Genomic DNA, 7,538 nt, shown 5'->3' with positions numbered 1-7,538 from the left:
TCCGCCCGGGTCCGGGCCGCCGCCTGGTCGGCCTCGGCGAGCGCGTCCGACGCCTCGGTGCGGACCCGCTGGGCGTACTCGCCCGCGTCCGCGCGCAGCCGCTCGGCCTCGGCGATCGCCTCCGCCATGGTGCGCTCGGCCAGCGCCTTGGCGGCCTCCGACTCCTCGTTCGCCTCGCGCCGCATCCGGGAGGCGTCCTCGCCCGCCCGCTCCCGCTCGGCGTAGGCGTCGGCGCGGACCCGGTCCGCCTCCTCCTCGGCCTCGCGCCTCGTGCGGTCCGCCGCGTGCTCGGCGGCCGAGCGCAGCCCGGCGATCTCCTCCTGCGCCTGCTCGTGCAGCCCGGCGACGGAGTCCCGCACCTGCTGGGCGTGCTGCTCGGCGGCCGCGACCATCTCCGTGGCCCGCCGGTCGGCCTCCTCCACCAGCCGGGTCGCCTCGGTCTGCGCCTCCTCCACGCGCTTGCGCGCCGAGGCCAGCAGTTCCTCGCTCTGCTCGCGGGCCCGCTGCCGCTCCTGGTCGGCCTCCGCGCGGGCGGCGCCGAGGAGTTCCTCGGCCTCGCGGCGGCGCCGGGCGGCCTCCTCCTGCGCGGCGGCCAGCGTCTCGGACGCCTCCGTGCCCAGCCGCTCGGCGGCGGCCTGCGCCTCCGCACGCACCCGGTCGGCGGTGTCCTGCGCCTCCGCCTTGAGCCGCTCGGCCTCCGCGGCGGCCTCGGACCGCAGCCGTACGGCGATGGCCTCGCCCTCGGCGCGGGAGGCGGACGCGTCCGACGCGGCCTCGGTGCGCAGCCGTTCCGCCTCGGCCTCGGCCTGCTGCTGGAGCGTACGGATCCGCTCGGCGGCCTCCGTGCGCAGCCGCTCGGTCTCCTCGGCGGCCTCCCGGCGGATCCGGGCGGCCTCCTCACGGGCGTCCGTGAGCGCCTGTTCGGCCGACGCCAGCCGCTCCTGCGCCTCCGTCTGGAGCCGCGTCAGCTCCTCGGCGGCCTCGGCACGGCGGGCCTCGACGGCCTTCTCCGCCTCCTCGCGCAGCTCGCGGGCGGCCTTCTCGGCGTCCGCGGCGACCGTCTCGGCCTGCTCGGCGGCCTCGGCGCGCAGCCGGTCGGCCTCCTTGCGGGTGCGCTCCAGGGTCTCCTCGGCCTGCCGGCGCAGGCCGGTGGCGCGCTCGATGGCCTCGGTGCGGACCTTCTCGCTGTCCGTCGTCGCGGTCTTGCGCAGCTCGTCGGCGTCCGCCTTGGCCTTGGCCAGCAGCTCCTCGGCGGACTTGGCCGCCTCCTCGATCTGCGCCACCGCCTCGCGGCGGGCCTCGGCGCGGATCGACTCGCCCTCGGCGACCGCGTCGGCGCGCAGCTGCTCGGCCTCGCCGCGCAGCCGGCGGGCCTCCTCCTGGAGCTCGACCGTCTTGGCGCGGTACTCCTTGGTGTCGTCCTTGGCCGCGCCCTTGAGCTGCTCGGCGATGTCGTGCGCCTCGGCGCGCAGCCGGTCCGCCTCGGCCTCGGCCTCCGTACGGATCCGCTCGGCCTCCTCGGCGGCGGCCTTGGTGGTCCGCTTGGCTTCCTCGGACGCCTTGTTGAGCACGTCTTCGGCGGTCTTCGCCGCCTTCGACAGCTGGGTGGCCGTCTCCTCGGCGGTGATCGAGCGGGCCTTCTCGGCGGCCTCGGCGACGATCTTCTCGGCCTCGGCCCGGGCGTCGGCGACCAGCTGCTCGGCCTCGGACTTGGTGTGCTCGGCCTCCTTGGTGGCCTCCTCGACCAGCCGGGCGACCTGCTCCTTGGCGGTGCGCGTGCGCGTCTCGTTGGCGGCCTCGGCGCTCGCGAGGGCCTTGGAGGCGGCCTCCTTCGCCTCCGTGACCACCTTCTCGGCCTCGGCCTGCGCCTTGCGCAGCGCCTCCTCGGCCGCGGCCATCCGCTCCTCGGCGGCCCGGCTCAGCTCGGCGGCCTGCCGGCGAGCGGTGTCCGACTGGGTGACGGTGGTGGTCCGCAGCTGCTCGGCGTGCTCGGTGGCCTCCTGCGCCTGCGTGGAGGCGGCGTTCAGCAGCCGCTCGGCGTCGGTGCGGGCGCGGCGCAGGAGCTGCTCGGCCTCCGCGCGGGCGGACTCGGCCTCGCTCTGCAGTCGCTCCCGGGCCTCCCGGGTCAGCCGTTCGGCCTCCGTGCGGGCGGCGGCCATGGCCTGCTCGGCCTCCGCGCGGGACTCGTCCAGCAGCCGGCGGGCCTGCTGCTCGGTGCGGGCGCGCAGCTGCTCCGCCCACGCCACGTTCTCGTTGACGTGCGACTCGACGGTGGCCCTGCGCTCGGCCAGCTCCTGGTCCAGCTGCTGGCGCCGGGTGACCGCCTCCTGGTGCAGCTCGGCCTGGAGCCGGGCGGCCTGCTCGGCGTGCTCCTGGAGGATGCGCTGGGTCTGCGCGCGGGCCTGGCTCAGCTCCCGCTCGGCGTCCTGGCGCAGCTGCTCGGCCTGGATCTGGGCGTTGCGCAGCAACTGCTCGGCCTGATAGCCGATGTCACCCGCGTCGTAGGCGGGCCGGGTCATGAGGGTGCGGCGCGCCTCGTGCAGCTTGGCGCGCAGCACCTCGACCTGGTAGCCGAGGTCCTCGGCGTGCTGGATCGCCTTCTCCCGCTCGGTCCTCAGCCGCTTCATCTCGGCCTCGAACCGAGAGAGGTGGTCGACGTCAGCCGCCGGCTCTCGCTCCTGGCTCTCGTAGCCCCGCACTGCGCGGTCCCATCCGTCCCCTGGTCAGCTTCTGCAACGAGCTCCGTCCATCCGACGAACGGGGCCCCCGGGGAATGGTGTCAGATCAACGGCGGAGCACGGGCTGCTGCCCCGACGCTCGTCCCCCGAAACCCGGACCCCGGCATGCGGTCGCCCCGGTTGAAGGGACGACCGCCCCCAACCCTACCGGCCCTTATGTACGGGGGTCAGTGCTCGGGCGACTCAACAGGGGCCGAAGTGACCAGTTCTGTGAGGACACCATGGCAGTCCTTGGGGTGCAGGAAGGTGATCCGCGACCCCATGGAGCCGCGTCGTGGCTCCTCGTACAGCACGCGGACGCCCTTCTCCCGGATGCCGGCGGCGTCGCCGTCGACGTCCGCCGTACCGAAAGCGATGTGGTGGACGCCCTCCCCGTTCTTCGCGAGCCACTTGGCGACCGTGGAGTCCTCGCGGATCGGTTCCAGCAGCTGGAGGTAGGAGGCGCCGCCGTCCGACGTCTCGTTGATCTTGAGCATGGCCTCGCGCACGCCCTGTTCCTCGTTGACCTCGGTGTGGAACACCTCGAAGCCGTACGTGGCCCGGTAGAACTCGACGGTGGCGTCGAGGTCGTGGCAGGCGATCCCGATGTGGTCGATTCGCGTCAGCATGGATTCAGTGCAGCGCTCCTGGGGTGGTTACGCAACGTGCGCGCGATCACACCGACAGGCCGGTGACGCCGTGTCCAACCGCTCAGTACATTCGAAGTAAACCCTCGTTCACTCCTCGGCTGTGCAGGCCGGTAAGGGGATCGCACCTCATGTCTTCTGGAACGACCAGCTCGGTGATCGTCGCGGGCGCCCGGACGCCCATGGGGCGACTGCTGGGCTCGCTGAAGTCCTTCTCCGGAGCCGACCTGGGCGGCTTCGCGATCAAGGCCGCCCTCGACCGTGCGGGGATCGGCGGCGACCAGGTGCAGTACGTGATCATGGGCCAGGTGCTCCAGGCCGGCGCGGGCCAGATCCCGGCCCGCCAGGCCGCGGTCAAGGCCGGCATCCCCATGAACGTCCCGGCGCTCACCATCAACAAGGTCTGCCTCTCCGGCCTCGACGCCATCGCCCTCGCCGACCAGCTGATCCGCGCGGGCGAGTTCGACATCATCGTGGCCGGCGGCCAGGAGTCGATGACGAACGCCCCGCACCTGCTGCCGGGCTCCCGCGAGGGCTTCAAGTACGGCGCGATCCAGATGCTCGACGCGATGGCCCACGACGGCCTGACCGACGCCTTCGAGGGCATCGCCATGGGCGAGTCCACGGAGAAGCACAACACCCGCCTCGGCATCGGCCGCGCCGAGCAGGACGAGATCGCCGCCCTGTCCCACCAGCGGGCCGCCGCCGCACAGAAGAACGGCCTGTTCGAGGCCGAGATCACCCCGGTGGAGATCCCGCAGCGCAAGGGCGACCCGGTGCTCTTCAGCAAGGACGAGGGCATCCGCGGCGACACCACCGCGGAGTCCCTGGGCAAGCTGCGCCCGGCCTTCGCCAAGGACGGCACGATCACGGCCGGCTCCTCCTCGCAGATCTCGGACGGTGCGGCGGCCGTGGTCGTGATGAGCAAGGCCAAGGCCGAGGAGCTGGGCCTGACCTGGCTCGCCGAGATCGGCGCGCACGGCAATGTGGCCGGACCGGACAACTCGCTCCAGTCCCAGCCGTCCAACGCCATCCAGCACGCCCTGAAGAAGGAGGGCCTGGAGGTCTCCGACCTCGACCTCATCGAGATCAACGAGGCCTTCGCCGCGGTCGCCGTGCAGTCAATGAAGGACCTCGGCGTGTCCACGGAAAAGGTGAACGTCAACGGCGGCGCCATCGCGCTGGGCCACCCGATCGGCATGTCCGGCGCCCGGGTCGTGCTGCACTTGGCGCTGGAGCTCAAGCGGCGGGGCGGCGGCGTCGGCGCGGCCGCGCTGTGCGGCGGCGGCGGCCAGGGTGACGCGCTGATCGTGCGGGTGCCGAGGGCCTGAGCCCCCGTAGGTCCGATTCCGGTACGTCGGTGAAGTGAACGGAGCTGTGATGCAGGACGTCTCCTCTCTGGTGGCCCAGGCCAGGGAAGGCCGGCCGCGGGCCGTGGCCCGGCTGATCTCCCTCGTGGAGGGGGCGTCCCCGCAGCTCAGGGAGGTCATGGCGGCGCTCGCGCCGCTGACCGGCAACGCCTATGTGGTGGGCCTGACCGGCTCGCCAGGCGTCGGCAAGTCGACCTCCACCTCCGCGCTCGTCACCGCGTACCGCAAGCAGGGCAAGCGGGTCGGCGTCCTGGCCGTCGACCCGTCGTCCCCGTTCTCCGGCGGCGCCCTGCTCGGCGACCGGGTCCGGATGTCGGAGCACGCCTCCGACCCCGGCGTGTACATCCGCTCGATGGCCACCCGCGGCCACCTGGGCGGCCTTGCCTGGGCGGCCCCGCAGGCCATCCGCGTGCTGGACGCGGCCGGCTGCGAGGTGATCCTGGTCGAGACGGTCGGCGTCGGCCAGTCGGAGGTGGAGATCGCCTCCCAGGCGGACACGAGCGTGGTGCTGCTGGCCCCCGGCATGGGCGACGGCATCCAGGCCGCGAAGGCCGGCATCCTGGAGATCGGTGACGTCTACGTCGTCAACAAGGCCGACCGGGACGGCGCCGACGCCACGGCCCGCGAGCTGAACCACATGCTGGGCCTCGGCGAGTCCCGCGGCCCCGGCGACTGGCGCCCGCCGATCGTCAAGACGATCGCGGCCCGCGCGGAGGGCGTCGACGAGGTCGTGGAAGCCTTGGAGAAGCACCGGGCCTGGATGGAGGAGCGGGGAGTCCTCGCCGAGCGCCGCAAGGCCCGCGCCGCCCGTGAGGTGGAGACCATCGCCGTCACCGCCCTGCGTGAACGCATCGGCGACCTGCACGGCGACCGCCGGCTCAGCGCCCTCGCGGAGCGCATCGTCGCCGGCGAGCTGGACCCCTACCGCGCGGCGGACGAACTGGTCGCGGGCCTGACCCAGGGCTGACCCTGGTCAACGCGCCTTCGGCGCTGCTAGCTTGATCCGCATGTTCCTCTCCCTGGCGTAGAGCGCACCCGGGTTCGCGGGGCCGCAGAGCCGGCCACCGCGCCCTTCGGTGTCCCCTCTTACGCCTCTCGCAGAGGAACGTCCGCGTGTCCACGCATCTTTCGCGGCCCTCGTACGCCGCCGTTCTGCGCGTCCCTCATGCGCGCCGCACCTTCACCGCCGCCCTGACGGCACGCCTGTCCTACGGCACGGTCGCCCTGGCGGTCCTGCTGTCCGTCACCCGGGCCACCGGGTCCTACGCCGTTTCGGGTGCCGTGCTGTCCCTCTTCGGCGCCACGACGGTGTTCCTGATGCCGTTGCGGGCATCGCTGATCGACCGCCATGGACCGCGCCGGGCCCTGCTGCCCATGTCGGCGCTCCACGGCACCCTGCTGTGCGCCCTGGCGGCCTTCACCTGGCGCCCCGGGGCTCCCGCCCCGGCCATCGCCACGGCCGCCGCCCTCGCCGGGGCATGCGCGCCGCCGCTGGGCCCGACCATGCGCGCCCTGTGGTCGGAACTGGTCACCGACCGAGACCTGGTGCGGCGGGCCTTCAGTTTGGACGCGGTCGCCGAGGAGCTGCTGTTCGTCTCCGGCCCGGCACTGATCGGCGCCCTCGTGTGCTTCGCCCCGCCGGCCGCCGGAATCCTGCTCAGCGCGTTCCTGAACGTGGCCGGCACCTGCTTCTTCGTCACCTCCCCGGCCATGCCGGGCTCCCGGCCCGCGCCCGGCAGGCGAAAGCGCGCCGCCGTCCGCGGGCTGCTGCCCCCGGTCGCCGTCGCCCTCGGTGTCGGGCTGGCCCTCAGCGGCGTGGAGCTGCTGGTGATGGCCTTCGCCACGGAACGCGCGTACGACACCGCCCTGGTGCCCTGGGTGCTGGGCGCGCTCTCGGCGGGCAGCGCGCTGGGCGGGCTGCTCACCGGGGCGGTGCGGTGGCGTACGGCCGCCCGGTCCCGGTTGTGGCGGTTCGCGGCAGGCCTCGGCCTGGTGCTGGCGTCGGCCGGCCTGGCCCCGGGGCTGTGGACGCTCACCGGGGCGATGGCCCTCGCGGGCGCGTTCATCGCCCCGGCGCTGACGACGGCCTACCTCCTGGCCGACGAGACGGCCGGTGAGGACACCCGCACCCAGGCCGGTGCGTGGGTGAACATGGCGGTCAATGCGGGGAGTTCGGGCGGGGCGCTGGTGGCGGGAGTGCTGATCGCCCGCCTGCCGCTGGGGGCCTGCTTCCTGCTGGCGGGCGCCACCGCCCTGGCGGCGGCCGTCGTGGCGGCCGGGCCGGTCAGGGCCGCCCGCGCTGCCCCCGCAGGTGCTCGGCGATCGGCCTGAGCGCCTTGTCCAGCTCCATCAGTGCGTCCGGTGACAGCAGGTCGATGAAATGCCGCCGGACCGACGCCACGTGATGCGGCGCGACCTTCTTCATCGTCTCCAGGCCGTGTTCCGTGAGCACGGCGTACAGACCCCGCCGGTCCGTGTCACAGTTCTCACGGCGCACCAGGTTCGCGTTCTCCATGCGCGTGATCTGGTGCGAGAGCCGGCTCTTGGACTGAAGGGTCGCGGAGGCCAGGTCGCTCATCCGCATCCGTACGTCGTCCGACTCGGACAGGTTCACCAGGATCTCGTAGTCGTTCATTGTCAGGCCGAACGGCTGCAGATCCTTTTCGAGCTGGTACGTCAACAGCCTGTTGACCTCCAGGTGGGTGCGCCAGGCGCACTGCTCCGCATCGGTCAGCCAGCGCGTGGCCGTCTCGGTCTCCATGAATGAAGTCTACCTAAGAAGTTGAATGACGAACTACTTCGGG

At 73.1% G+C, this 7,538-nt stretch carries 6 protein-coding genes; 3 read left to right on the top strand and 3 right to left on the bottom strand.

The window, feature by feature from the left end; genetic code table 11:
* Positions 1-2,699 (bottom strand): polarized growth protein Scy (gene scy / locus ACZ7DL_RS33075; RefSeq protein WP_470779887.1); only part of this gene is annotated, 2,699 nt, incomplete at its 3' end.
* A 206-nt stretch (positions 2,700-2,905) separates the two neighbouring features.
* The gene (gene mce / locus ACZ7DL_RS33070) at positions 2,906-3,346 is read right to left on the bottom strand and encodes a methylmalonyl-CoA epimerase (protein ID WP_470779886.1); all 441 of its coding nucleotides are present in this window, start codon (positions 3,344-3,346) and stop codon (positions 2,906-2,908) included.
* 149 nt (positions 3,347-3,495) lie between these two features.
* On the opposite strand from mce, the gene ACZ7DL_RS33065 reads away from it, so the two are divergent.
* The 3 genes from ACZ7DL_RS33065 (at position 3,496) to ACZ7DL_RS33055 (ending at position 7,065) form a co-directional block, all read left to right on the top strand.
* The gene (locus ACZ7DL_RS33065) at positions 3,496-4,695 is read left to right on the top strand and encodes an acetyl-CoA C-acetyltransferase (RefSeq protein ID WP_470779885.1); all 1,200 of its coding nucleotides are present in this window, start codon (positions 3,496-3,498) and stop codon (positions 4,693-4,695) included.
* A 49-nt stretch (positions 4,696-4,744) separates the two neighbouring features.
* Complete coding sequence (gene meaB / locus ACZ7DL_RS33060; protein WP_470779883.1) at positions 4,745-5,701, top strand: methylmalonyl Co-A mutase-associated GTPase MeaB; 957 nt, start codon at positions 4,745-4,747, stop codon at positions 5,699-5,701.
* A gap of 146 nt (positions 5,702-5,847) precedes the next feature.
* On the top strand, positions 5,848-7,065 hold the full coding sequence (locus tag ACZ7DL_RS33055) for an MFS transporter (protein ID WP_470779881.1): 1,218 nt from the start codon (positions 5,848-5,850) through the stop codon (positions 7,063-7,065).
* Here the strand turns inward: ACZ7DL_RS33055 and ACZ7DL_RS33050 are convergent.
* A complete protein-coding gene (locus tag ACZ7DL_RS33050; protein WP_470779879.1) occupies positions 7,019-7,495 on the bottom strand; it encodes a MarR family winged helix-turn-helix transcriptional regulator in 477 nt (158 codons plus the stop codon). The two genes, ACZ7DL_RS33055 and ACZ7DL_RS33050, sit on opposite strands and share 47 nt — an antisense overlap.
* Between the last annotated feature and the right edge of the window lie 43 nt (positions 7,496-7,538).

The sequence above is a fragment of the Streptomyces sp. NPDC036984 genome, assembly GCF_055607665.1.
This window is presented reverse-complemented; position numbering and strand designations above follow the sequence as displayed.